Origin of the sequence: Desulfuromonas sp. KJ2020 (assembly GCF_024197615.1) — a bacterium.
Taxonomy (GTDB): Bacteria; Desulfobacterota; Desulfuromonadia; order Desulfuromonadales; family SZUA-540; genus SZUA-540.
The window spans coordinates 90,217-114,175 of sequence record NZ_JAKUKE010000002.1; the positions used below are offsets into that span (position 1 = coordinate 90,217).

Genomic DNA, 23,959 nt, shown 5'->3' on the forward strand with positions numbered 1-23,959 from the left:
GGTTCGCGTACCTCCTGATATTTTTGGCATTCCGGTTAACGCACAGAAGATAAGCACCTGGAGGTCGGATGTCAACCCGGCCGACTTTTTTCAGCGGAACAGGGCGGCTCGGCTCAGTCGGCGGCGGCGCTGGTGCCGGCCAGAAAGCCCGTCGACCAGCATTCCTGCAGGTTATAGCCGCCGGTCGGGGCGTGCAGGTCGATCACTTCGCCGGCAAAGAAAAGATTGGGCACCTTTTTCGAACGCATGGTGCGCATGTCGATATCGCCAAGCGACACCCCCCCGGCCGTGATAATGGCTTTGGCAAAGCCTTCGCAGCCGCTGACGTGCAGAGTCAAGGCCTTGAAAAGCCCCAGTAGAGTCTGACGCTCCTGCCGGGTTATGCTGTGGCATTTTTTTTGGGGATCGATGCCGCTGAGGCGCAGAAAGAGCGGGATCATGTCCCTGGGCAACAGAGCGCCGAGGCTGTTGCCGAAATCCCGGTTGCTGTGCTCGGCCAGTTCGCGCTGCAGACGGCCGTCGAAAGTTTGTGCGTCGACGGCGGGTTTCAGGTCGAGGTTCAGGGTCACCTCCCCCTTTTTCAGGGCATCCCGGATGGCGCTGCTCATGTCGAGGACGATGGGGCCGCCGATGCCGCCACGGGTAAAAAAAGCCTCACCAAAACGCTCCTCGAAGGGCTTGCCATCCAGGCAGGCGGTAATTCTGACGTTTTTGAGGTTGAAGTCCATCACCTCCGCCGTCCACGCCTCCCGTAGCCGGACGGCCACCAGAGCGGGCTCAGGTGTGACCACCCGGTGACCGCAGCGGGCGGCCCAATCGTAGCCGTCACCCGTGCAACCGGTTTCGGGGTAAGAGAGCCCGCCGGTAGCGACGATAAAGCGGTCGGCGGCAAAACGGCCCCTTGAGGTTTGCACGGCGCCGAGGCGGTCGCCCTCCATGGCGAGGTCTTTGACCTCGCAGCCCGTCAGCAACTCGACGCCGGCCTCGGCCACAAACTTCTCCAGCACCCGGTTCACGTCGCCAGCATCCCCCTGCGCGGGAAAGACGCGCCCGCCCCGCTCAACTTTCAGCGGCACCCCCCGCTCTTCGAAAAATCGCATCACGTCCGCCACGCCAAAGGCATAGAGAGCGGTGAGCAAAGCCTTGCCATTTTTGCCGAAGGGCGCGATGAATTTACGTGGGTCGGCCTCGCTGTTGGTCAAGTTGCAACGCCCTTTGCCGGTGATGAGGATCTTGGCGCCGCAGCGCCGGTTTTTTTCCAGCAGCAGGACCTTGGCCCCTTTCAGGGCAGCAAAGCCGGCAGCGAACATACCGGCGGCGCCGGCGCCGATAACGATGACATCATAGGATTTCATGAAAGACGTTTTCTGCCTGACAGGGCGTAATTGAATTCAGGAATCCTGCTTCGCCAGCAGGCCTTCATAGATGACGGCATCGGCCGCCGAAAAACAGACGAAATACACCTGGCGCACCGTCCGCGCCGCGGCCAGACTCTGCCGCACCGTCTCCACGGCAATGCGGCTGGCGCGTTCGATGGGGAAGCGGTAAACCCCCGTACTGATGGCCGGGAAGGCCACCGAAGTCAAGCCCTTCTCCTCGGCCAGACGCAGGCTGTTGCGGTAGCAGGCGGCCAGCAGCTCGTCCTCCCCCCGGTCGCCGCCATGCCAGACGGGGCCAACTGTATGAATCACGTAGCGAGCCGGCAGCCGATAGCCGCCGGTGATACGCGCCTCCCCCGTCGGACAGCCGCCGAGGGTGCGGCATTCCTCCAGCAGCTGCGGCCCGGCGGCGCGATGAATGGCGCCATCGACGCCCCCGCCCCCGAGCAGAGAGGAATTGGCCGCGTTGACAATGGCGTCAACCTCCAGCCGGGTAATATCCCCCTGTACCACGTTCATGGACGATTTTTTCATCCGTCGCCTCCTGTTCTTCGCCCTGCAGGTGTTCGATGGTAAAACGAATTTTAATACTACCTCATTTGCGGACAAACCGAAATCAGGAAATCCTGGAGAGGCAAGACGGCAAAGGCCCCAGCACAACCGGGTGCCGAGGCCTTGTTATCCGTGGCGCGCCGCGGAGGATTCGAACCCCCGACCCTCTGATCCGAAGTCAGATGCTCTATCCAGCTGAGCTAGCGACGCGTGGTCTAACTGTGCCAAAAAGCACAAGGATTGTCCAACCAAAAAAAATGCCGCCCCCTCATAAAAGGGGGGCGGCCATCATCAGGAGACACGCAGGACAGGACCTGCGGCTGCTTAAAAGGCGAAGGTCACGCTCAGGCTGCTGACCATCTCGCTGTCCAGATTCGCCCTGGCTTCATCACTGATCCCTTCAGAGAACAGAGTGGAGGCATCCAGACTGACTTGGTCGCTCAGGGCATAACTGAGTCCGGCGCTGAGCTCATAGTTGTGCCAATCGCTGTAGTCGCCCGTGGAATAGTCGCTGCCGTCATTGTAGCTGACCAGGGCACCGAGGCTCAGACCCAGTTCATCCGTGAGCGCAAAATCGTGACCGATGCTGGCGGCGAAAAAGAGACCATTGTCATCGGCTTCGTCGTAATCCCAGTAAACGGTCAGGGCGGGTGACAGCAGGGTGTTGAGTCCGGCGCCCACGTAGAATTCCGCCGTATCATTGATATTGTCCAGGGCATAGAAGATGTGGCCGACGCTCATGGAGAGCAGCTCGTTAATATCGAAGGAGTAGTCGAGGGTGGTGTCGGTTTCCGTCGCTTCACCCGAGCGCCAGTCGGCATCGGAGTTCAGCTGGATATTGCTCCAGTAGCTGAGAGTAAAACCATTGGCGCTGACATCGACCCCGCCCTGCAGCACGGCCTTGCTGCCGCTGAGATTCCAGCCGCGCCACAGATACTTGTCGGCGACTCCGACATACGCGTCACCTTCCACTTCGATAGCGGCCGTGGCGACAGAAAAGGTTGAAAAGACGACAGCCATGCTCATAAACATTCCGATTGCCAACTTCTTCATGATGGGGTGCTCCTTTGTGTGGGGTGGGGTGGTTCCGGGAGATCACCTCCCGGAACCTCAGTCAATATCCTTAACTTGATTTCAGCGAAGCATCTGGGAACCGCGACCGAACTCAGGATAGGCCTCCAGACCCAGTTCGGCCTGGTCACAACCCTGATGTTCTTCTTCTTCCGAGACCCGCAGACCGATGGTGAATTTGATGAGCAGCCAGACGATGGTACTGGCGATTACCACGAAGGCCCCGATGGCGGCTACACCGATCAACTGGGTCAGAAAACTTGTTTCACTGTTGGAGATGGGTACCGCCAGGGTTCCCCAGATGCCGCCGACCAGGTGAACCGAGAGGGCACCGACCACGTCATCGATCTTGAACTTGTCGAAGAAAGGTACCGCCAGCACCACCAGAATGCCGCCGACGCCGCCGATGAGCAGGGCCAGACCGGGAGAAGGAGTCGCCGGGCCGGCGGTAATGCTGACCAGACCCGCCAGCGCGCCGTTGAGAGCCATGGTCAGGTCGACCTTCTTGTAAAGCACCTGAACCATAAGCATGGCGGCAATCATGCCGGCGGCGGCCGCCAGATTGGTGTTGATGTAGACGTTGGACTGCTCGATGGCCGAGCCGGCCGAGCCCAGTGCCAGGGCGGAGCCGCCGTTGAAGCCAAACCATCCCATCCAGAGGATGAAGGTACCCAGGGTGGCCAGAGTCAGGTTGGAACCGGGGATGGGATTGATGCTGCCATCGGCGCGATACTTGCCTTTACGAGCCCCGAGGATGATGGCCCCGGTCAGGGCGGCCCAGCCGCCGACGGAGTGAACCAGCGTCGAGCCGGCATAGTCCGAGAAACCCATTTCAGCCAACCAGCCGCCGCCCCAGACCCAGGAGCCCTGGATGGGATAGATGAGGCCGGTAAGAACCGCGCAGAAAACCAGGAAAGACCAGAGCTTGATGCGCTCGGCCACGCAGCCCGAAACGACCGAACAGGCGGCGCCGCAGAACACCATCTGAAAGAACCAGTCGGAACCGGCGGCGTAGCCGGCCGAGTAGTCGCCGGCTAAAGCAGCGGCGTCGTCAGCACCCCATGGACCGAAGCTGCCGATCCAGCCGCCGTCGACCCCGGCGTACATGAGATTGTAGCCCATCAGGTAAAAGAGGATGCCGGCGATGCCGAAGAGGGAGATATTCTTCAGACAGATGGTGGCTACGTTCTTGGTGCGCACCAGACCCGCTTCCAGCATGGCGAAGCCGGCGGCCATCCACATCACCAGCACGCCGCTGATGAGAAAGGAGAAGGTATTGAGGATGTAGGCTATTTCGGTGACGGGGGCTTCTTCGGCCAAAGCCAGTGCTGGCATTCCCCCAACCAGCGCAGCCGCTATCAATAGAATCTGTTTTTTCATGGCAAAGTCTCCTGTTGGAAATATTCGTGTTGGCGTCATGTTTTTTACAGGGAGTCGACTCCGGTTTCCCCGGTTCGAATCCGGATGGACTCTTCCACATCGAGAACAAAAATTTTACCATCCCCTATGCGCCCGGTGGCCGCGGCCCGCTGGACGGCATCAACCACGGGTGCAACCTGTTCGGAGGCAATCACCAGTTCGATCTTCACCTTGGGAATAAAATCAATCTGGTATTCGGCGCCACGGTAGAGCTCCGTATGCCCCTTCTGCCGGCCGAAGCCCCTGACCTCACTGACCGTCATACCGGAAATACCCAGATCCGACAGGGCGCTCTTGACGTCTTCGAGTTTGAAAGGCTTGATAATACATTCGATCTTTTTCATGCCCGATGTGCTCCTTTCGAGGTGACAATGCGTAAAATTAAAAGGCGCCCTCCCTTTTGCCACCGCAGTTGGCCGCAAAAGAAAGGGCGCCTTTGCCCTTGAAAAGATCTCCTGAACGTCGTTGTTCGAGATCCCTGTGATGTCCTTAAACGTCCCCGACAGCGTTGAGAGCCTGCGGATGCATTCTGAGTTTCTATATAGCAGGGAGCGTGCCAAGCTATTTTTCCCCGCCATTGGCGGCTGACGGCCTGTTATCTTCCGACAAACTGCACAAAATAAAAGCAGATTAAAAGGGTGGGCTTAAATAATCAGCAGCAGCCGAGTCCCTAGCGAGAGGGAAGCGTCACGGTAAAGGTTGTCCCCTGACCCGGCTCGCTTGCAACGGCCAGGCGTCCTTTGTGCTCCAGCAGAATATTGCGGCAGATGTAAAGGCCGAGCCCGGAGCCTTCCCCCTCTTTCTTCGTGGTAAAAAAAGGCTCGAAGATGCGTTCCTGCACCGATGGGGGGATGCCGGGCCCTGTATCCTGGACAAGAATCTCCACTTCATCCTCCCCGTGCATCCGGGTCGTGATGGTCAAAGTCCCGACGCCCTCCATGGCCTGCACCGCATTCATGACCAGGTTGATCAGCACCTGTTTGAGCTTGTTGGGGTCCGCCTGAATCAGCGTCAGTTCACCGTAGGATTCGTCCAGGCGGATCATCTGACGCTGCATCTCGTGGCGCATCAAACGCAGGACATCCTGCACTACTTCGTTGACGTCCACCTGCCGCAGGCGCGTATCGCGGTCGCTGGAAAAAGAGAGAAGGCTGCCGGTGAGAGCGGCCAGCCGTTCCACTTCGCTCTCGACTCTTTCCACCATTTCCCGCTGAAAGGGCGACAGTCCCTCCTCTCGCCGAAGAAGCTGGGCTGCATAAGACAGGACCGCAAGTGGATTGTTGATTTCATGGGCGATACCGGCCGTGAGTCGCCCGATTTCGGCCAGCTTTTCGGACTGAATCGTCTGGTCGAGCAGGCGTTTGAACTCGGTGATATCCTCGACAATCACCACCACCCCCACGGTACGCTCACCTTCCTTCAGGGGGGCCAGCCGTCTCTTCTGAACCCGCAGCTGTCCAGCCTGGTTACGATGAATCAGGCGTAAGCGCTCAGGCTCTCCTCTTCGCAGCACGCGACGAAGCCGCGAACCGAACCCTTCTTCTTCGAGGGAGGGAAAAAGTTTGAAGACATCCTGCCCCATAGCCTGCTCCGCCGACAAGCCGCTCATCTCTTCCATCCGGCGGTTCCACGAGGTGATGCTTTTGTGCTCATCAACAGTGTATATCCCAAGGTTGACGCTCTGGAGAATACGCCAATTGAACTGGTGCAGGTTCTGGTAGCGGCCGGACATTTCTTTCAGGCGAGCATAGAGCCGGGCGTTGTCGATGGCAATTGCCGCAAAGCTGGCCACCGTCATGAGGGGACCAATATCCTCCTCGGTGAAGGCCCCGGGACGATGACTCTCGACGCTGAAAACACCGATGACCTTGTCCTTGACCAGCATGGGCGCCGCCAGTTCACTCCGGGCCCCCGAGATGCCGGGGATATACGATGGCAGCTCCCGGACATCTTCAACCAGCACCGGCTTACCCTGCAGGGCCGCCTTGCCCATGACGCCCTGACCGAGATGAATCTGCTGACTGATGGCCTCTGCTGTGTAGCCGTAGGACGCCACGGTTTCGAGGACACCCCGCTCGAAATCAACCAGCCGGATGATCGCGTTCTGGTAGCAGAAAATTTCACGAGAAATGCGCAGCAGCCGATCGAGAAGCTCGTCAAGTTCCAGGGTGGAGGTCAGTTCCTGCCCGATATCCACCAGAGCTTTCATCAACTTTTCCTGCTGTACGCCACTTCTGGATGCCATATTTGATACCCCGTCTAGGATGAGATGCTGGGACGCTGTCCAACCTGGTTACGCACAAGACATGCCAGCGAAGCTGCCTTTCCACTAGAACACAAAAACAGGCACTTGCAACGGACGCTTGCCATCCGCCCCCCCAATCTGCCCGGTTTTTCATCCCCGAATGACGCTTCCTTAGGCAACGAAAGACGGAATCCCTGCCTCGGCATTCCGTCCGGCAACGGGGTGGCAGGCCCAAGTCAGGCTGAATTGATCATTTAAAAAACTTTTTCCTTGTTTGGCGGAATTCTTTTTTCTATACTGAGAGCCAAATGATTGTGTGCTCTCTGCCCGTCAGGTGAGGTCAGAACGCCCAGGCGGAATAACGTTTTATCGGGATTTCTTCAGGGGCGCGGTGAGCCAGCCCATCTTTGAATGGGACGCCTGATGTGCCTACAAGAAAGCCCACTTCGTCGGTACTCGCTGAGAGGCCGAACGATCCACGGACGGAGTGGAGAGCCACATCATAAAGCGCCGGCAGAGCCAGGCGCTTTTTCTTTTCCTCCAACCGCAGGTGCCCATGTCTGAAAACGCTGCCTCCGATACCACCGTCATCCAGGTGGACGGCAAGGAGATCCTTCTTGTCGGAACCGCCCATATCTCCCAGGAATCGGTTGAAACCGTCCGCCGGGTCATTGAAGAGCAAGCCCCCGATACTGTCTGCGTCGAACTCGATTCCCAACGCTATCAATCGCTTAAAGACCCCAACCGCTGGCATTCCTTGAATCTGATTCAGGTCCTGAAAAAAGGCCAGGGACCTTTTCTGCTGGCCAACCTGGTGCTGGCCTCCTTTCAGAAGCGCATGGGATTGCAAACCGGGGTCAAGCCTGGCGCCGAACTGGCCGAGGCGGCATCTTTGGCTGAAGAAAAGGGTTTGACGGTGCGCCTGGTGGATAGGGAAATCCGCACCACGCTGCTGCGCGCCTGGAGGAAAACAGGCTTATGGAAGAAAATGCAGTTGGTGAGCACGATGCTGGCCAGCCTCTTCGACAACCAGAAGCTGGATGAAGAGGAATTGGCCCGCCTGCGCCAGACCGATACCCTTTCGGCCATGCTCGATGAGATGGCCACCGTGCTCCCTTCGGTGAAGACCATTCTGGTCGACGAACGCGACACCTACATGGCTCACCACATCCGCCAGGCTCCCGGCGAAAAGATTGTCGCCGTGGTCGGAGCCGCCCACCTGCCCGGAATCATCCGCCATCTGAAGGACGACGATACGCCAGCCCAGGACATAAAGGAAATCTCCACCATTCCTGCCAAGTCAGGGTTCTCGAAATTCGTGCCCTGGCTCATTCCCCTCATTGTGGCGGGGCTGTTTGTCGTCGGCTTTTTTTTTGGTGACCGGGAAAGGATAGCGGGAGCCGCCCTGGCCTGGGTGCTGGCCAACGGCCTGCTGGCCTCTTTGGGCGCCTTGCTGGCGCTGGGGCATCCGCTGACGGTACTGGCGGCTTTCGTGGCCGCCCCTATCACTTCACTCAACCCCACCATCGGCGCCGGTTTCGTCACCGGTCTGGTACAGGCTTTTGTCGCGCCCCCGTCGGTTCGCGACATGGAACAGGCCAGCGACGACCTGGCCACTCTGCGAGGCTGGTGGAGCAATCGCATGACCCGTGTGTTGCTCGTTTTCCTCTTCTCTTCCCTGGGCTCGGCTATCGGAACGGTAGTGGCCTTTCGCTGGCTCAAGGACCTTCTCTAGATCCGTTTGCAGCTGCCTATCTGGCTTGTAGGGCATCTTCCAGCCCCAGGTCGCGCCAATAGGGGTCTTTGCGAAAATGAAGTGCACCGGTGTGGTCGACCCAGGCGGTAAAATAGAGCAGATGGACAGGAATCGCCTCGGGCAGATTGACGCGCACGGGATGATCCCCTTGGAGCAGATTGATAATTTCATCACAATTCCACCCCTTCCCCTCCAGCAGATACTGAGCCAGATCCAGCGGCCGCTCAATACGGATGCACCCCGAACTGAAGGAACGCTCTGACCGCGTGAAGAGATGCCGGTCCGGGGTGTCGTGCAGGTAGACGGCATATCGGTTGGGGAACATGAACTTCACCCGCCCCAGGGGATTCCAGGGCCCGGGCTTCATGCGAAGAATCCCCGGGAAGTTATCGGCATGAATATCCTTCCAGTCCACTTCGCTGATTTCCAACTGTTTGACGGTCTCCTTTGACAGAGGAATGACTTCGTAGTGATTTCTTTCCATCCAGGCGGGATCCGCCTTGATCAGCGGGAGTTTGTCTTCTCGCAGAATGGTCGGGGGAACATACCAGTAGGGCGCAAACTCCAGGTAGGTCATCCGTCCTGAAAAAACCGGGGTCTTGCGATAGGCGGTTCCCACAATCACCGGCATGGTCATGACGGGAACGCCCTCTTCAACCACCTGCAGAGCAAAATCGGCGATATTGACAAGAACATAACGCTCGCCCAGACTTTTTGGCAGCCAGCGCCAGCGCTCCATATTCCGCTCAATCTGCCGAATCCGCACGGCGACCGGGACACCGAGTTCGGCCCGGGTGCGCGCCCCCAGGACGCCGTCAGCCGACAATCCCTGGCGAGCCTGCCAGCGGCGCAGGGCTCTGACCGTGTCGCGATCAAGAATAAAGGCATCCTCTTCCGTAAAGTCCGCGAGATCACCCCAGGCCATAAGGCGTTGTTTCAGCAGGCGAACCTGGGGATGGACGTCGCCAGGGCGCAGGGTGGGTCCGGAGGGGAAAGGCCCCCATGCCCCCGTGGAGTTCAATCGGCGTAATTCGTCAAGGGCCGCCCGCAACTGCACATAACCGGGTGCCACCGGAGCCAGGTCAGCCAGAATGGGTCCGATGCGGTCCACGGTCAAAGCATATTGGAGGAACTTGCTCACCTCTGCTTTTCGCGGCGACGCCTTCCAGCCGTTGTGGAGAGTGGCCGGGTCAAGACGTCCCTGGATCTGATGGGTGGCATAGAGCAGGAAAGCATCGGAGAGTAGGACATCGAGCCGGGCCAGCCACTCCGCCGCCGGGGTCAGGCCATGTCGCCGGCAGTCTTCCTCGTAACGGAAAAGACTTTCCAGTTTGAAGAGATGGTAATCTTCCGGGCAAAGTCCTTCGTCAGCGGCACCCCGAACAATCTCCAAAAACTCGTGAGCCTGTCGTCCGACCGACACAGCATCCGTCCAGGCTGGCTCTGCGTTTCTCGCCTGGTAAAAAGCAGCGACGGATTCGGTCATCCGAAGCTCCTCCATCCCCGAAAATGCCGGCGGTTGCGAGAGAATCAACGCGCGGATAAGCTCACGGCCAGCCCCCTGCTCCAGCGCCCAGGACGGACCGGCGAGCAGCATAACAAGAATGATCAGGCAAACAATCCTGGACATAAGCAACTCCTCGACCTTGTCAAGGATAGCCCAGAATCAGGCAAAATCCAGCCAAAGACAGCTGCCAAAAATACAAAAAAGGCAGGTCGCTCTGAAGCAACCTGCCTGATGATGCAACATAAAAAAACGAATTATTTTCGGTTTCAGCCAATCCAGATGGTCTGGATGTTCACGAACTCCTTGATACCGTAATGGGAGAGTTCCCGTCCGTACCCAGAAATCTTGACCCCCCCGAACGGCAGCCTCGGGTCACTCTTGACAATCCCGTTGACAAAAACGGCTCCGGCCTCCACCTGCCCTGCGATGGCCTCGCCCTGGGCAATATCCCGAGTCCACACCGATCCGCCAAGACCAAAAGGCGTATCATTGGCGACCCGCAGGGCTTCCTGGGCATCCTTGACCCGGATGACGGAGGCCACGGGACCGAAAAATTCTTCATGGTAAGCCGGCATCCCGGGTTTAACATCAACCAGAATGGTGGGTGGATAAAAGTATCCCGGCTGCTTCAGCGGAGCACCACCCAAGGCGACCTTGGCGCCTTTTTCCAACGAGGCAGTCACCTGTCCATGAAGCTCCATCATCAGGTCCTCGCGGGCCTGCGGACCGACCTGGGTTTTGGGGTCGAGAGGATCACCGACAACCAGATTCCCCATCGCGGACTTGAACTTGGCCAGAAATGAATCGTAGACCTCGTCAACGACAATAAAACGTTTGGCGGCGATGCAGCTCTGACCCGAGTTGATGCAGCGCGCCCGTGAAGCCACCGCGGCGGCGTGCTCAACATCGGCATCGGCCAGCACAATAAAAGGATCGCTGCCGCCCAACTCCATGACGGTCTTCTTGAGCATCTGTCCAGACTTAGCGGCCACCTTGCGACCGGCGATATCGCTCCCCGTCAGCGTAACCGCCTTGATGTGATCATTTTCGATAACCGCATCCACCTTGGAGGAACCGATCATCAAGGTGCGAAACACGTTGGCAGGGAAGCCGGCCCTGACAAAGACCTCCTCAATGGCCAGGGCACTGCGCGGCACGTTGGAAGAATGCTTCAGAACACCGGTATTGCCAGCCATGAGCGCGGGGGCGGCAAAACGGAAGACCTGCCAGAGCGGAAAGTTCCAGGGCATGACGGCCAGCACAGTGCCGATCGGCCGGAAGGCAACATAGGCCCTGCTGCCGTCACTTTCGGCTTTTTCCGGCGCCAGAAATTTTTCGGCATTGTCGGCGTAGTAATCGCAGACCCAGGCGCATTTTTCCACCTCACCCTTCCCCTCGGTGATCGGCTTGCCCATTTCGAGAGCCATGGTGCGGGCATATTCATCGGCATTCTGGCGCAAGACGACGGCAGCCGCTTTCATCAGGCGGGTTCTCTCGGCAAAAGACGTCAGGCGCCATTGCTGCCAGGCGGCGTCGACGTCATCGATCACGGCGGCCGTTTTCTCCGCAGTCCATTCTTCAAAGGTTTCCAGCAATTCACCCGTCGCCGGGTTGATGGATTCCATCGCCATAATTCTCTCCCCTTTCCGCAACGTAATTGAAGACCTAACAGAAGGCAGATGACATAGAAAAGCCAAGTATCCTGTATTACGCAAAAAAAATTAAGTCTTTTTTTGGGCCGCGCTTGGCGATCTGCAACTTCAAACTGACACTATAGCTGCTAACCGGTCAGATTCAACTGGGCCTGCTGGTTGGGCATTGACGGCCATTTCTCAAAAAACCTTGAACACTTGAGCACTTGGCAAACATAGGACATCAACTATATACAATGATTACCCATTTGTCATATTACAATAAGTGGATTGACAACCCGTTCTTTTACATGATAAAACCTCAGCGTTTATTCAAAGACGTTTCCCTAGCCTGGAAGTCGTCATTTCACCTGCCAAGACTCGAAATAGGTCGGGTCTTTACCTGTTCCTGGCCGCCTGAGCGGCTTAAACATTCGGTAACAAACGGAGGTAAGAACATGCAACAGCAACGTGGAGCAATCACAGCGGTGATCGTTGCCCTGGCCTGCCTGCTGGCCATGCCGGCCATGGCCCAGGTCGATCACACGTCCTTCATCACCGGCCCCATCACCAGCGGCCCCGAAGCAACTCAGAAATGCCTTGAGTGTCACGAAGACCAGGCCATGGACTTCATGAAGACCTCGCACTGGAACTGGGCTCTCGAGCAAGAGGTACATGGGAAGGAAGTCTTCCGCGGCAAGCGCGACGCCATCAACAACTTCTGCACGTCCGTCTCAGCCAACGAAATCTTCTGCTCCGGCTGTCACGCCGGTTACGGCATGGAAGATGTGAAAACTTTTGACTTCACCGACAAGACCAAGATTGACTGCCTGGTCTGCCACGACAACACCGGCACCTACAAGAAAGCAGCCGGCACCGGCGGTATGCCCGCCTCCAACCTGGACCTGCTCAATATCGCCCAGAATGTCGGCATGCCTGTCCGTGACAACTGCGGCACCTGCCACTTCTTCGGTGGCGGCGGCGACGCCGTTAAGCACGGTGACCTCGACTCCTCCATGTCTTACCCCGACCGTGCCACCGACGTGCACATGGACGCCGACGGCCCTGACTTCCAGTGCCAGGAGTGCCACAAGACCGCAAACCATCAGATCACCGGCAACTCCCTGGGTGTATCCCCCACTGGCAACAGCCATTTCGGCTGCACGCAGTGCCACGAAGCGGCACCCCACGCTGAAAGCCGTCTGAATGATCACGCCGAGGCCGTTGCCTGCCAGACTTGCCATATCCCCTACTTCGCCAAGAACATCGCCACCAAGATGAGCTGGGACTGGTCCACTGCCGGCGATGATGCCAAGGAGCACGCCGCCGACAACAAGGACAAGTACGGCAAGCACACCTACGTGAAGAAAAAGGGAACCTTCGAGTACGGCAAGATGGTACAGCCCGAATACGCCTGGTACCAGGATGGCGCCGCTGACGCTTACCTGCCCGGCGAGAAGATGGATCCTTCCAAGGTGACCAAACTGGCTTACCCGACCTCCACCATCAAGGACAAGGAAGCCAAGATCTATCCCTTCAAGGTTCACCGCGGCCAGCAGATTTACGACAAAAACCACAAAGTCTTCATCACCGCCAAAGTCTACGGCAACGGCGGTTACTGGAAAGACTTCGATTGGGATAAAGCGGCCAAACTCGGGATGGAAGAGAATCCCATCATGATTGAAAAGGGCCTCAAGTACAGCGGTGAGTACGGCTTCGCCCCCACCGAAATGTACTGGCGCATCAACCACATGGTTTCTCCGGCCGAAGACGCGCTCAAGTGCCTCGACTGCCACGGCGACAACGGTCGTATGGACTGGAAAGCCCTGGGCTACAAAGGGGATCCCATGAGCAACAAGAAGTGGGCACGCAAGTAACCCCCCTTCTGCTGATCCTGTAAAAAGAGCGGGCTGCCCTAAACGGGCACCCGCTCTTTTTTATGCCCCAAAGAAAAGCACGGCACCCCAAAGGGCTGCCGTGCTTTTCTTTGGGCATTATCTTTTTAGGGTACTTTAGGCCTAGTCCTCATAGACGAGGACGCGGACCAGACCGATGGTCGCGCCCGTCGAGTCAGTGGTTGGCGCATCGCTTACGGAAATGACCTTGCGGATGTGATTTTCCTGAATGAAGCTGTTGATACGCCGGTCAAGCTCTTCCAACTCCTGATGCGCCCGGAATATCTGCAGCGGCTCTCCAAAAGTTTTTACCTTGACCATACCCTCCTCCTTCCTCGATTACGCGGTTAGACCTGGACTACCGATTTCACCTCGGGAATTCGTTCTTTCAGGGTCTTTTCGATCCCCATCTTCAGGGTCATCGTCGACATGGGGCAGGAACCGCAGGCTCCCGTCAGTTTGACGCTGACAACTCCGTCATCCGTCACGTCAACCAGTTCGACATCACCACCGTCAGCCTGAAGGGCCGGACGGACCAGTTGCAGGACTTCTTCTACTTTTTCACGCATGGATTTTCCTCCTCGTTTTTGGTTAGTATAGCCGGATATGGCCCGTCAAGCAAAGGCTCCGGGCAAGGGAATATCGCCAAGGGAGCGGTTACACAAGAGAGACGGTTCGCCAACCCCCTTCCCCTGGATAAGGACCTTGAAGGTTTCCCCCATACCGCCCTCAGGAACGATGAGATTCTTGAGGGTGAGGCGCAAGGCTCGGGCGCGCTTTTCATCCGTTTCCTTGGCCTGTATCTCCAGCAGCGTTTCCACGAACCCGAGCGCCATGAGAAACTTGTACTGCGGGCCGAAGAAAAGCGGAACAAGGCCACGTTCGGACCCGAATTTCTGCAAAGCGGTGAAATCGATATGGGAGGTGATGTCCTGGCTGCCCGGAGCCTCGTAGGGGTTATCGCTGGGCTGGTGGTGCCTGTAGCACATCAAGGTGCCGTTACGCCGGAATGGGGCATACAGCTCACCGGCGGGGTAGCCATAGTCGATGGTCAGCACAAAGCCGACCTCGAGCACTTCGGCCACAGCCTGCATCCATTCCACCGCCGGGAGGTTGACCTCAAAGCGGTTGCCTTCTACCGGTTCGATCCCCACGGCCCGGAAGTAATCGGCGATGCGCGAATCTTCCAGGGGACGGAGTTCTTCGCCCAAGCCGCTCTCGCCGGCGACGACATAGACTTCCTTGAGAATCCCATTATGCTTCTCGAACACCCGAACGGGAAAGGCATCAACCAGTTCGTTGGACAAAAAGCAGCCTCGGATATTTTTAAGGTCAGCGAACTCGCACCAGTCCACACGGCCAAGATGTCGAGACAGCAATTCTTTCTGTCGACCCCGGTTATCCGGGCTGATCTCCACCAGTTGATAGGTCAGCGCTTCATAAAAATGGGGAGAATCGTCCGCGATGGCATCGAGGATGTCCAGACACAGATGCCCTTCTCCAGCCCCCTGCTCGACCACGGCAAAGGCTCCTTCGCCAAGCAAACGCCACATCTGGTGCAATTGTTTGGCAATTAAACGACCGAAAATAGAATGCACGCTGGACGAGGTAAAAAAATCCCCCCCCTTGCCGATACGGTCGCGAGGCGCCATGTAATAGCCGTACTGGGGGTGATAAAGACACTGGCCCATGTATTCCCCAAAGGGGATGCCGCCTGCCTGCCTGATGCGCTGCAGAAGAAAGGTTTCTAGTGCCGTCGTCTCGTCGTTCCGCGTCATAATTTCATCCTTGCTGGGCATTAAAAGTGGGGAAGTTTACCGCAGTGCCTGCAGGAAAACAAGCCCGGAGGGAGGGTCCATCAGGGGATAATGCCGAGGATTTTATGAATCTGCAAAAGGTCAGAAGTGTCCCGCACCAATAGAACGCTGCTGCCCAGGGCCCGAGGGGCTTTCAGGTCGACGGCCTGTCGGTCGCCAACAAAAAGAAAACTGTCGGGAGTGCCCCCAATATCGGCGATCACCTTTTGCAGGGCATTGGCATCCGGCTTGGGGGTTCCGCAGAACTCGATGGTGTAAAGGCGGGAAAAGAGTTCTTCCACTCCCAACAGGGCCAGGATCTTCCGAGTCAAGGGCAGATTGTTGTTGGTATAAATATAAAGGTCGCACTGGTCGCGAAGGGAATCGAGCAGAGCAAAGAGGATAGGATCATTCTCCAGGTAGCGTTCGGGGTGGACATGTTGCTGAAAAGCCCGATGCAGATCGGCGACATCGATCCCCAACTCCAGACAGGTCCTCGTCAGCGTCGGTTCCTCCTCCAGATTTTCCGCCAGGCGTTTTTTGGCGGAACGCAGCAGGTTGCGGCCCTGGGCCGAAGTCAATCCCCTGGTTTGCGCCACCAGGTTTTCAGCGGCAACGGTAATCTCCCGGGCTATTTTCTCACTCGTGTAGAGCGTTCCGTCCAGATCAAAGACGATATTATGGATTTGGGCGGCGCGAAACATCAAACCAGTGAAGACTCCCGGCGAGAGGACAAAGGATCTGTCGGGCGGGCGGCAAAGACCCGCTGACGTCTTTTTTTGCCAAACAAACTGTCTAATCTTACCAAAGGTCTAAAAGGAGTCAAAACTGTCACCAAGGCAGGCCCCAGGATTAGCGCCGCCTGCCCCTGGCCAAATGCTGGATGATTTTTTGGGGGTCGTTGGTAAAGACCCCTTGAACACCCTGCCGCCGCAGGGCATCGAGCTGCTCCAGGTCATCGACGGTCCAGGGAACAATATCCATCCCCTGGCGTCTGCAGGCCGTGACCATGGCCCGCGAAACGCGGTCGACACGTGGGTGAAAACTCGCGGCCTGGTGGCGAACGGCCCGCTTCAGGGCCAGGTGCCAGAGAGGAACCTCCACCAGATACCCAAGGGCCAGTTCCGGAGCCATCCTGTGAATCTTTGCCAATAGACGGTGGTTAAAAGAAGACAGCAATACGTTGACATCGGGATAGCGCTCCTGCAGGTCCAGAACAGCCAGACCGGCCTCCGCTGCCTTGATTTCAATATTGAGGCGCAGGCGCCCTCCAGCCCAGGCCATGACTTCCTCAAGAGAGGGAACCCCCTCCCCCCGAAAGGCAGGACCGAACCAGCTTCCAGCATCCAGAGCGCGGATCTCCTGATATGTCCGGCGGCTCACAGGCCCCTGGCCGTTGGTCGTCCGCTCAAGGGTTTCATCATGAATCACCACCGCCACCCCGTCCCGGCTCAGATGCACATCCAGTTCGATACCGGAAGCGCCAGCTGCTTCAGCAGCCAGAAAAGCAGCCATGGTATTCTCGGGAGCCTGGCTGGAAGCCCCCCTATGAGCCCACACGAGAAAGTTAAACAAGATGCCCCCCATTCACCTCAACAGAACTCGCTCCATAAAGGAGAAAAATCCAATGGGCAACGACGCCCACGCCAAAGTCATCCACCAGTCAAACTCTACAGCAAAACTTGTCATTATCCAAAAAACATGCAATTATGCGGCGCAAAAAAACTCATACAAAAAGGAATTTTCATGGACAGAAATCTCGCTCTTGAACTGGTCAGGGTAACCGAAGCCGCCGCCCTCTCCTGTGGACGGTGGGTCGGCAAGGGAGACAAGATGGCTGCCGACGATGCCGCCACCAACGCCATGCGGCGCACCCTGGAATCCATCAACATCAGCGGGACCGTAGTCATCGGAGAGGGGGAAATGGATGAAGCCCCCATGCTCTATATTGGTGAAAAAGTGGGCAACGGCGAAGCCCCCGAAGTCGATATCGCTGTCGACCCTCTGGAGGGAACCAACATCTGCGCCAAGGGAATGAACGGCTCCATCACGACCATTGCGATAGCTCCTCGCGGGGGGTTTCTCCATGCACCCGACATGTATATGGAAAAAATCGCCACGGGTCCGGCGGCGCGGGATGCCATCGACATCAATCTGCCACCCGCCGAGAATCTCAAGCGGGTCGCTGCGGCCAAAAAATGTTACGTGGAAGATCTGACCGTGGTCGTACTGGATCGACCCCGCCACGAGAAGATGGTGGAGGAGATTCGCAAAGCCGGAGCCCGCATCCACCTTATCTCCGACGGGGATGTGGCACCAGCCATAGCCGCTGCCGTCGACGGCAGCGGCGTCGACCTCATGATGGGGATTGGCGGCGCTCCCGAAGGCGTGCTGGCTGCTGCCGCCCTCAAATGCATGGGAGGGGGCATGCAGGGACGCCTGGTTTTCATGAGTAAGGACGAGAGGGATCGCGCCCTTAAAATGGGTATCGACGATTTTGACCAGGTCTACCTGGCGGAAGATATGGCCAAAGGCGACGTCTTTTTCGCCGCCACCGGCGTCACCAGCGGCGATCTTCTCGATGGCGTCCGTTACTTTTCCGGCGGCGCCGAAACACACTCCATCGTCATGCGTTCCCGCAGTCGAACCGTCCGCTTCATCAAGTCTCAGCATTACTTCGACTACAAACCAACCTATTGAAACGGCGCAGACCTGTTGATTGATGGCGTGATTTAATCCTTGTAAACACCGTCGCGGCTTGCTAGTATTTCGACGTAATTCTAGCCACATACCAAACTTGAGGAAGAGACATGGCAATCATTACCATCTCCCGCGAAATGGGAAGCGCCGGCATTCCCATCGCCCACATGCTGGCAGAAAAACTGGGCTACACCTTGCTTGACGGCGAAACGATCAAAGAAGCCGCCATGAATTACGGCGTCAGCCCCGACGCCCTCGAAAATGCTGATGAAAAGCCCCCGGCTTTTATCGAAAAGCTCGATGAAAAGGCCGAACTGGACCTCCACTATATCGAACTGATCATCCTCGAATACGCCCTCAAGGGCAATGTCATCATCTACGGCCGAGGCGGTCAGGATCTCCTGCAGGATATCAAGAGCATCTTGCGGGTTCGCATCATCGCCCCCTTCGAGGAGCGCGTCGAGCGCTGGGCTGAAAGGGAATGGCTCGACCCGGACCTCGCCCGCATCATGGTGCGTCGCAGCGATCAGCAGCGGGCCGGCTTTATCAAATATTACTTTGACCGGGACTGGGAAGATCCCCTGGGCTACGACCTGGTCATCAACACGTCTAAACTGACGGAAGAGACGGCGGTCAAGGTAATCTGTGATGGCGTCAAGGACCAGAACCTCGTTGACCTGAAGCAGAACTGCAAAAAGAAATTGACCAATCTCATCCTGCGGAAAAAGGCGGAAATCGCTATCCTGACCCAGGACGGAGTCGATGGCCACCATGTCGAAATCACGGGAGAAGACGGCAAAATCGTTCTTTCCGGACATGTTCACAGCGACAAAGAAAAGAAGCTTTCCGTCGCCGCCGTACAGAAAATTGACGGTGTCAAGGAAGTGGTCAACAAGCTTCGGGTCATTGAGTACCGAAACTACCCGAAAGAGCACTGAGTTTGTCAGTGTCACTCGCAGGCAAAAGCCGGTCCTTTTCGACCGGCTTTTTGCGTCAAAGGCCTCGCAGGCAACCCGGCAAATTTACGTCACAAACTTGTATGCATGGCTTTTCTCGTGCTAATATTCGGCGATTAGTCAAAAAGGCATTATTGAATACACCGAAGGAGAACGCTACAGATGGCTGGACACAGTAAATGGGCGAACATCAAACACCGCAAAGGCGCCCAGGACGCCAAACGCGGCAAAGTTTTTACCAAACTGATCAAGGAAATCACGGTTGCCGCCAAAATTGGCGGTGGTGACATAGAAGGCAATCCCCGTCTCCGTACGGCCATCGACAAGGCCAAGAGCGAGAACATGCCGAAGGATACCATCGAACGGGCCATTAAAAAGGGAACGGGCGACATGGACGGTGTGAATTACGAAGAAGGCACCTTCGAAGGCTACGGGCCTGGCGGGGTCGCCGTCATCGTCGAGTTCATGACCGACAACCGCACCCGCACCGTGGCGGATGTGCGCCACATCTTCAACAAGCACAACGGCAGCCTGGGCGTCAGCGGCTCCGTGTCCTATCTGTTCGACCGCAAGGGATTGATCTCCTTTCCGACGGAGAACGATTTCGACACGATCTTCGAAGCCGCCCTCGAAGCCGGCGCCGAAGACGTCAAGGACGAAGGAGATTCCTACGAAGTCATCACCGACCCATCCAACTTCATCGAAGTGCGCGAAGCCATCGCCGAGAAGGGTCTGAAGTGGGAAACGGCCGAAATCACCATGCTCCCCCAGACCATGGTGCAGGTTGAAGGCAAGCAGGCCGAACAGATGCTCAAGATGATGGACAAGCTCGAAGACAACGACGACGTGCAGAACGTCTACGCCAACTTCGACATTTCCGATGAGGATTACGCCAGCCTTATGGGCTAAAACGGGAAGAGGCGTAAAGCCCCTTCTTTATCTTCCACCGGGATGGAACATGCGCATACTCGGAATCGATCCCGGCAGCCGGGTGACTGGCTACGGCGTCATCGAAAAGCAGGGAAACCGGCTGATTCATATTGATAACGGCGCCATCTACACCGACAGCAAAGACAGCTTGGCCCATCGGCTGCAGACTATTCATGAAGGTCTGGTTCGGATTATCGGGCGATACAATCCAGAGGCTATGGCCGTCGAAGAAATCTTCCTCGCCAAAAACGCCCTGTCCGCGCTCAAGCTCGGCCATGCCAGAGGAGCAGCCCTGTTGGCCGGGACACGGCACCAGCTTCCCGTTTTCGAGTACACAGCCTTGCAGGTCAAAAGCGCCGTGGTCGGTTACGGCCGCGCTGCCAAGCCCCAGGTGCAGCACATGGTCCGTGTCCTCATGAATCTGCCGGAGATCGCCCAGGAAGATGCTTCGGACGCCCTCGCCGTCGCTATCTGTCATGCCCACAGTCACCAACTGACTGCCAGGCTGCAGAAGAGCTCGCGCTAATACTCAGCCAGAACGCCTTTGGCTCCCGATTGAAGGGTCCCGACCATGATCGCTCTACTGACGGGAAATATCGTCTTCAAATCCATAGACCACATCATCCTGGAAACGGGAGGCGTCGGCTACCGGGTCATGATCCCCCTATCCACCTTCTACAGTCTGCCGGAACAAGGCGACAGCCGTCTGCATATTTATACCCATGTCAAGGAAGATGCCATCCACCTCTATGGCTTTCTCCGACTGGATGAAAAGGAAATGTTCCAGCTGTTGCTGAGCGTCTCGGGGATCGGACCGCGCCTGGCGCTGAACATTCTGTCCAATATCACGACAGAGGAGCTGAAATCCTCCCTTTACGACGGCAATCTCAAAAGGTTGTCCGGCATACCGGGGATCGGCAAAAAGACGGCTGAACGCATGGTGCTCGAATTAAAAGATAAAGTCGCCAAAATGGCATCCAGCGGACAGTCTACCGCCGCCCGCCCTGCGGCAGCACCGGCGCAGAACATCTTCGACGACACCTTGTCGGCCTTGACCAACCTCGGCTACAAAGAGGCTCAGGCGCGCAAGGCTCTGGAATCCATGGAGATTCCAACCGAAGCCAGCCTTGAGGACCTTCTCAAGGGGGCATTGAAAATACTGCTGAAATAGCCTGTAGCCGTCACTTCCGAGGGAGCACCCTGTTGGCATGACTGAAAGAATCATCACCCCCGACCTGGCTGAAGACGACCAGAACTTCGAGAGCAGCCTGAGACCGCGGACGCTGCGTGAATATATCGGTCAGACCAAGGCCAAGGAAAATCTCCAGATTTTCATCGACGCCGCCCGCCGCCGAGGCGAGTCTCTCGACCATGTTCTTTTCTTCGGGCCACCGGGTCTAGGCAAAACAACCCTGGCCAACATCATCGCCAACGAAATGGGTGTCAGCTTAAAAAGCACCTCCGGTCCCGTCATAGAAAAATCGGGGGATCTCGCCGCGATTCTGACCAATCTCGAGGCCGGAGATGTCCTGTTCATCGACGAAATCCACCGACTGTCCCCTGTCGTCGAAGAAGTCCTTTATCCGGCCATGGAAGACTACCAGCTCGACATCATTATCGGCCAGGGACCTTCAGCCCGGACCATCAAACTCGACCTGCCCCGCTTCACCCTGGTCGGCGCCACGACCCGCGCCGGGCTGTTGTCCTCCCCGCTGCGGGATCGCTTCGGGGTTATTTCACGGCTTGAATTCTATTCGGACGAGGAACTGGCCACGATCGTCGAACGCAGTGCGGAAATCCTCCATATTCCCACCGAGAAGGATGGAGCCCTCGAAATTGCCAGACGCAGTCGAGGAACGCCCCGCATCGCCAACCGCCTGCTGCGCCGGGTCAGGGATTTCGCCCAGGTCAAGGGGGATGGCGTCATCACGCGAGACATTGCCGATTCGGCTCTCGGCCGGCTGGAAGTCGACCGACTCGGGTTCGACCACATGGACCGTCGCATTCTGCTGACCATTATCGACAAGTTCGCCGGAGGACCGGTAGGACTGGAGACTCTCGCCGCCATTGTGGGTGAAGAAAAGGATACCATCGAGGATGTCATTGAACCCTTTCTGCTCCAGCAGGGATATTTGAACCGGACGCCGCGAGGACGCATGGCCACACCGCTCGCCTATCGGCATTTCCAGCGCCTTCCCGGGGGCAAGGATACTCATGGCGATCTTTTCGGCTGAAGCCTCGGGGAGGCTTCCCCGCGCCCAAGCAGGCGATTCCTGATATGAAACCAATCCGCATGACCGTAACCAAAAGGGTGGCCGCAGGATATCTTCTCGTTGTCATTTTCACCCTGACAGCCATTATCTACGCCTTGGCCAGCCTCCATACCCAGACCGCCCGCTCAGAAAAACTGGTATCCGTCGACTTCAACGCCCTCAACCTGTCCCGCTCCTTGCGCCAGAATTTGCTGAACCAGGACCGTCTGGAAAAGCAGCTGCTGATCCTGAAAGATGAAGAAATTCAAGCCCTCCTGAGCTTTCGTCAGCAGGAGGCGGACGCGCTCTGGCAAGACCTGGCCGCCCTGCCCCTTGAACTGAATCTGGCCGCTACTTCGGAGGTCATGGCTCAATACCAGAAAGAACGGCTTAAAGGCAACAGCCTCCTCGAGACTGAAGCCTGGCAAGAGGCGGAACGCTTTTCGAGCCACACACTGGCCCCGTTGCGCTCCACTCTGCTGGATCAATTTGACACTCTCATCGACCAGCAGGAAATAGCCATCGACAACTCTCTCAACGTTTTTTCGGAAGACAGCTCCCGAGCCTATCAAGTCGCGGTCATCCTGACCTTTCTGGGGCTTTTTCTGTCAGCGCCCGTGGCCCTGACGGTTATTTTCAGCATTCATCGTTCCATCAAAAAGCTGGTTCAGGCGACCCAGGCGGTAGCCGCCGGCAGCTTTGATCACCAGCCGGACATTCACGCCAAGGATGAATTCGGCGACCTCGCCCGTGAGTTCGCCGCCATGGCCATCAAGCTACGAGAACTGGAGCAGGTGCAGCTTGACGCCAATCCCCTGACCCATCTGCCGGGAGGATTGAGTATCGAGCGGGAGTTGGAGAACCGCATCCACCAGGGGAAGAGCTTTGCTCACCTCTACCTGGACCTGGATCATTTCAAACCCTTCGGTGACCGCTATGGCTACAAAACGGGCAGCGATGTCATCTCCTTTGTTGGGGACATCATCAATGACATTGTGCAACAGGAAGGCACCCCGGACGATCTGGTCGGCCACATCGGCGGAGACGACTATGTGGTGATTACCGAACCGGATCGGGCTGAGACCATCGCGAAAAAGATCATCGATCGTTTTGACCGGGAAGTCCCTGAGTTCTACACGGAGGAAGACCGGTCCAATGGCTTTTTCTTCGGCAAGGATCGTTTTGGCGTAGAACGGCAGTTTCCCATTCTGACCCTGTCCATTGGCATCATTTGCAGCAACAACCTTGACTCGCCGTCCTCCTTGGCTATCAGCCGGGAATGCGCTAATATCAAGGAACATTTGAAAAAAATGCCCGGAAGTAATTACCTGATAAACCGAAGACGGAATCTGTAATTATGCGCTATTTTATCCTGTTCCTGTTTGGACTGATCCTTAGCGGTTGTCAGTATGGCAGACTTCTCAACCCCTCTGAATTTCAAGCCCGTGACGTCTTCCTGCGAGGCCTCGAAAACTGGGACGAATCCGGCTCCATGGAGGCATGGGCGCCTCTGCAGCGAGACTACCCCGAGAGCCCCTGGACCGCCCGCGCCCAACATCTCAACGAGCTGAGGATCTTGGTCGAGAAACAGAAAGAGGCAATAGCCGGGCTCGAGGGCCAAAACAAGAAGCTGACAACGATGGCCGAGCGCTGCCGGCAGGAAAACAAACAGCTGCAACAGGACATCGCCCAATTGAAGGAAAATATCGCACAACTCAAGCAACTGCTGGTTGATTATGAGTTAAGAGCCAAATGATACCGGGCGAGGCATGTGACCGGCGACCTACCCTGCTCTTAGTTTTTTCACCCTTGTCCTGATGGCGAGCTCGGAAAAATCTCAAATTTCCACCGACCCCCCTGTTTAGGCCAC

The 23,959-nt window shown here is 57.1% G+C and carries 23 protein-coding genes, 1 tRNA gene and 1 other RNA gene; 11 read left to right on the forward strand and 14 right to left on the reverse strand.

All coding sequences use genetic code 11. The annotated features are described in order from the left end of the window. Window positions 1–113: 113 nt before the first annotated feature. From MJO47_RS08065 to MJO47_RS08095, 7 genes are all read right to left on the reverse strand, one after another. Window positions 114–1,355, reverse strand: coding sequence for an NAD(P)/FAD-dependent oxidoreductase (locus MJO47_RS08065; RefSeq protein WP_256502485.1), 1,242 nt, complete (start codon window positions 1,353–1,355; stop codon window positions 114–116). Window positions 1,356–1,391: 36 nt separating this feature from the next. Beyond that, a complete protein-coding gene (locus MJO47_RS08070; RefSeq protein WP_253960632.1) occupies window positions 1,392–1,913 on the reverse strand; it encodes an O-acetyl-ADP-ribose deacetylase in 522 nt (173 codons plus the stop codon). 151 nt (window positions 1,914–2,064) lie between these two features. Continuing rightward, window positions 2,065–2,141 (reverse strand) — tRNA-Arg (locus MJO47_RS08075). A 114-nt stretch (window positions 2,142–2,255) separates the two neighbouring features. Then, complete coding sequence (locus tag MJO47_RS08080; protein ID WP_253960633.1) at window positions 2,256–2,984, reverse strand: TorF family putative porin; 729 nt, start codon at window positions 2,982–2,984, stop codon at window positions 2,256–2,258. Window positions 2,985–3,065: 81 nt separating this feature from the next. Beyond that, window positions 3,066–4,382, reverse strand: a complete 1,317-nt coding sequence (locus MJO47_RS08085; RefSeq protein WP_253960634.1) for an ammonium transporter — start codon at window positions 4,380–4,382, stop codon at window positions 3,066–3,068. A 44-nt stretch (window positions 4,383–4,426) separates the two neighbouring features. After that, window positions 4,427–4,765 carry a P-II family nitrogen regulator gene (locus MJO47_RS08090; protein WP_253960635.1) on the reverse strand — a complete coding sequence of 113 codons (339 nt, stop codon included), beginning with the start codon at window positions 4,763–4,765 and terminating at the stop codon, window positions 4,427–4,429. Window positions 4,766–5,091: 326 nt separating this feature from the next. Next, window positions 5,092–6,666, reverse strand: a complete 1,575-nt coding sequence (locus MJO47_RS08095; RefSeq protein WP_253960636.1) for an ATP-binding protein — start codon at window positions 6,664–6,666, stop codon at window positions 5,092–5,094. Between the two features lie 317 nt (window positions 6,667–6,983). On the opposite strand from MJO47_RS08095, the gene ssrS reads away from it, so the two are divergent. Further along, window positions 6,984–7,164, forward strand: a non-coding RNA gene (gene ssrS, locus MJO47_RS08100) — 6S RNA. 58 nt (window positions 7,165–7,222) lie between these two features. Beyond that, window positions 7,223–8,401: a TraB/GumN family protein gene (locus tag MJO47_RS08105; protein WP_253960637.1), complete on the forward strand. Its 1,179-nt coding sequence runs from the start codon at window positions 7,223–7,225 to the stop codon at window positions 8,399–8,401. A gap of 16 nt (window positions 8,402–8,417) precedes the next feature. Here MJO47_RS08105 and MJO47_RS08110 read toward each other — a convergent pair whose 3' ends face one another. Then, entirely contained in the window at window positions 8,418–10,052 is a 1,635-nt protein-coding gene (locus tag MJO47_RS08110; protein WP_253960638.1) for a murein L,D-transpeptidase, read from the reverse strand. 143 nt (window positions 10,053–10,195) lie between these two features. After that, window positions 10,196–11,560: an NAD-dependent succinate-semialdehyde dehydrogenase gene (locus MJO47_RS08115; RefSeq protein ID WP_253960639.1), complete on the reverse strand. Its 1,365-nt coding sequence runs from the start codon at window positions 11,558–11,560 to the stop codon at window positions 10,196–10,198. A gap of 527 nt (window positions 11,561–12,087) precedes the next feature. On the opposite strand from MJO47_RS08115, the gene MJO47_RS08120 reads away from it, so the two are divergent. Continuing rightward, window positions 12,088–13,437, forward strand: a complete 1,350-nt coding sequence (locus MJO47_RS08120; RefSeq protein ID WP_371926656.1) for a tetrathionate reductase family octaheme c-type cytochrome — start codon at window positions 12,088–12,090, stop codon at window positions 13,435–13,437. Between the two features lie 141 nt (window positions 13,438–13,578). On the opposite strand, the gene MJO47_RS08125 is transcribed toward MJO47_RS08120, so the two are convergent. The 5 genes from MJO47_RS08125 to MJO47_RS08145 all read right to left on the reverse strand — a co-directional run bounded on the left by MJO47_RS08125 (window position 13,579) and on the right by MJO47_RS08145 (window position 16,838). Continuing rightward, window positions 13,579–13,776, reverse strand: coding sequence for a hypothetical protein (locus MJO47_RS08125; RefSeq protein ID WP_155875503.1), 198 nt, complete (start codon window positions 13,774–13,776; stop codon window positions 13,579–13,581). 26 nt (window positions 13,777–13,802) lie between these two features. Continuing rightward, complete coding sequence (locus MJO47_RS08130; RefSeq protein WP_253960641.1) at window positions 13,803–14,024, reverse strand: NifU family protein; 222 nt, start codon at window positions 14,022–14,024, stop codon at window positions 13,803–13,805. A 45-nt stretch (window positions 14,025–14,069) separates the two neighbouring features. Further along, window positions 14,070–15,233, reverse strand: coding sequence for a class I SAM-dependent methyltransferase (locus MJO47_RS08135; RefSeq protein ID WP_253960642.1), 1,164 nt, complete (start codon window positions 15,231–15,233; stop codon window positions 14,070–14,072). 80 nt (window positions 15,234–15,313) lie between these two features. Next, window positions 15,314–15,955 (reverse strand): HAD family hydrolase, encoded by a 642-nt coding sequence (locus tag MJO47_RS08140; RefSeq protein WP_253960663.1) that lies wholly within the window; start codon window positions 15,953–15,955, stop codon window positions 15,314–15,316. A 148-nt stretch (window positions 15,956–16,103) separates the two neighbouring features. Further along, window positions 16,104–16,838, reverse strand: coding sequence for a glycerophosphodiester phosphodiesterase family protein (locus tag MJO47_RS08145; protein ID WP_256502487.1), 735 nt, complete (start codon window positions 16,836–16,838; stop codon window positions 16,104–16,106). Window positions 16,839–16,997: 159 nt separating this feature from the next. On the opposite strand from MJO47_RS08145, the gene glpX reads away from it, so the two are divergent. The 8 genes from glpX to MJO47_RS08185 all read left to right on the forward strand — a co-directional run bounded on the left by glpX (window position 16,998) and on the right by MJO47_RS08185 (window position 23,845). After that, window positions 16,998–17,951, forward strand: a complete 954-nt coding sequence (gene glpX / locus MJO47_RS08150) for a class II fructose-bisphosphatase (RefSeq protein WP_253960644.1) — start codon at window positions 16,998–17,000, stop codon at window positions 17,949–17,951. Between the two features lie 110 nt (window positions 17,952–18,061). After that, window positions 18,062–18,889, forward strand: a complete 828-nt coding sequence (locus MJO47_RS08155; protein WP_253960645.1) for a cytidylate kinase family protein — start codon at window positions 18,062–18,064, stop codon at window positions 18,887–18,889. Window positions 18,890–19,069: 180 nt separating this feature from the next. Next, entirely contained in the window at window positions 19,070–19,816 is a 747-nt protein-coding gene (locus MJO47_RS08160; protein WP_253960646.1) for a YebC/PmpR family DNA-binding transcriptional regulator, read from the forward strand. Between the two features lie 49 nt (window positions 19,817–19,865). Further along, complete coding sequence (ruvC, locus tag MJO47_RS08165) at window positions 19,866–20,363, forward strand: crossover junction endodeoxyribonuclease RuvC (protein WP_253960647.1); 498 nt, start codon at window positions 19,866–19,868, stop codon at window positions 20,361–20,363. Between the two features lie 45 nt (window positions 20,364–20,408). Next, window positions 20,409–21,008: a Holliday junction branch migration protein RuvA gene (gene ruvA / locus MJO47_RS08170; protein WP_253960648.1), complete on the forward strand. Its 600-nt coding sequence runs from the start codon at window positions 20,409–20,411 to the stop codon at window positions 21,006–21,008. 37 nt (window positions 21,009–21,045) lie between these two features. After that, entirely contained in the window at window positions 21,046–22,071 is a 1,026-nt protein-coding gene (ruvB, locus tag MJO47_RS08175; RefSeq protein ID WP_253960649.1) for a Holliday junction branch migration DNA helicase RuvB, read from the forward strand. 44 nt (window positions 22,072–22,115) lie between these two features. Then, the gene (locus MJO47_RS08180) at window positions 22,116–23,444 is read left to right on the forward strand and encodes a diguanylate cyclase (RefSeq protein ID WP_253960650.1); all 1,329 of its coding nucleotides are present in this window, start codon (window positions 22,116–22,118) and stop codon (window positions 23,442–23,444) included. Between the two features lie 2 nt (window positions 23,445–23,446). Continuing rightward, window positions 23,447–23,845 (forward strand): hypothetical protein, encoded by a 399-nt coding sequence (locus MJO47_RS08185; RefSeq protein ID WP_253960651.1) that lies wholly within the window; start codon window positions 23,447–23,449, stop codon window positions 23,843–23,845. The last annotated feature ends 114 nt before the right edge of the window (window positions 23,846–23,959 follow it).